Origin of the sequence: Ralstonia sp. RL, from assembly GCF_001683835.1 — a bacterium.
GTDB classification, from domain to species: domain Bacteria; phylum Pseudomonadota; class Gammaproteobacteria; order Burkholderiales; family Burkholderiaceae; genus Ralstonia; species Ralstonia mannitolilytica.
This window is the reverse complement of sequence record NZ_LWRX01000068.1, coordinates 1-1,493: the sequence shown is the minus strand read 5'-3', so window position 1 is coordinate 1,493 and position 1,493 is coordinate 1. Positions and strand designations below refer to the sequence as shown.

Sequence of the window (1,493 nt, the reverse complement as noted above, 5' to 3'; positions counted from 1 at the left end):
GCCGGTCACGGCGGCGGCGATCTCGCGGGCCCGCTGCCGGGCAGTCGGCGACATCGCCTGCGGCTGCCAGGATTCGACATAGTCGCCGGCCACCTGTCGATGGCCGATCGGCTCGCAGAAGTAGGTGCATACCTCGCCCTCCGTATTCCGGGCGCGGACCGTGAGCAGGGTGATTTCGTAGTCGAAATCGATGAAGCCCTCGACGATGACCCGGCCCTGATTCACCCGGCTGCCGCTTGCTGCGTAGTCCCAGGCTTTCTGGACGTCAGCCGGACAGCGTAGCAGGGACTGGCCCTTGCCGGAGGAGGACATGGTCGGCTTGACGAGGCAGGGGTAGCCGATCTCCTGGTCGATGGCGGCCTGCAGCTCGGCCAGTGAATCGGCGAAGCGGTAGGGCGAGGTGGGCAGCCCCAGTTCCTCGGCGGCCAGGCGACGGATACCTTCGCGGTTCATGGTCAGCTTGGCGGCGCGGGCGGTCGGAATGACTTCCGCCAGGCCTTCTCGTTCGATGTCGACCAGCGTGTCGGTGGCGATGGCCTCGATCTCCGGCACGATCAGGTGCGGCCTTTCCTGCTCGATGAGCTGGCGCAGCGCGGCGCCGTCGGTCATGGAAATGACGTGGGCGCGATGGGCGACCTGGTGGCCCGGTGCATGGGCGTAGCGGTCCACGGCGATCACCTCGACCCCCAGGCGCTGCAGGGCGATGATGACTTCCTTGCCGAGTTCGCCGGCGCCGAGCAGCATGACGCGCAGGGCGGAGGGGGAGAGCGGGGTGCCGATCTTCATGGAAATCCTTGTCGTGCAATGGGCCGGAGCGCCGGAATTTAGGCGGCGCCGGGCGTTGCGTCAAGGAGCGGGGCAGCCGGCGCGCTGCCTTATAATGCCCGCCATGTCCGCTTCCCGTCTGCCTGTCGCGCTTGAGCGCTTTCTCCTGTCGCCCGTCAGCCTCCTGCTGGTCGTGGCGATCGCTTTTGTGCTCAATGCCTGGAGCCTGCCGCTGACCGATGTCGACGAGGGGGCGTTTTCGGAGGCGACGCGCGAGATGATGGCGCGCGGCAACCTGGTGTCGCCGACCTTGAACGATGCACCGCGCCACGACAAGCCGATCCTCATCTACTGGGCGCAGGCCGCCTCCGTCAGCCTGCTCGGCGTCAGCGAAATCGGCTTCCGCCTGCCGTCCATCGTCTTTGCGGTGCTCTGGATGCTGGCCCTCTACCGCTTCTGCCTGCGCCATGCCGACCGGCGGACGGCGCAGGTGGCGGCCCTGGTCATGGGGCTGTCGCTGGCCGTCGGCTTCATCGCCAAGGCAGCGATTTCGGATGCCTTGCTCAACCTGTTCATCGCGCTGTCGATGTTCGGCATCTACGATGTTTTCTGTGCGGACCGCGATGGCAAGCCGACCCGCCGCCTGCTGTTCTACACCTATGCCATGCTGGGGCTCGGCTTTTTGACCAAGGGGCCGGTGGCCGTCTTCTTTCCCCTCGTCGTCAGCG

At 66.7% G+C, this 1,493-nt stretch carries 2 protein-coding genes; one reads left to right on the top strand and one right to left on the bottom strand.

Annotated features, from left to right (window positions below; all coding sequences use genetic code 11):
• Positions 1 to 786: formate-dependent phosphoribosylglycinamide formyltransferase (gene purT, locus A6M56_RS07545; RefSeq protein ID WP_286757963.1), on the bottom strand; the 786-nt coding region annotated here is incomplete at its 3' end.
• Between purT and A6M56_RS07540 the strand changes: the two genes are divergently transcribed.
• Positions 773 to 1,493, top strand: a 721-nt coding sequence (locus tag A6M56_RS07540; protein WP_286757962.1) for an ArnT family glycosyltransferase, incomplete at its 3' end; no start/stop codon positions are given. The genes purT and A6M56_RS07540 overlap by 14 nt on opposite strands.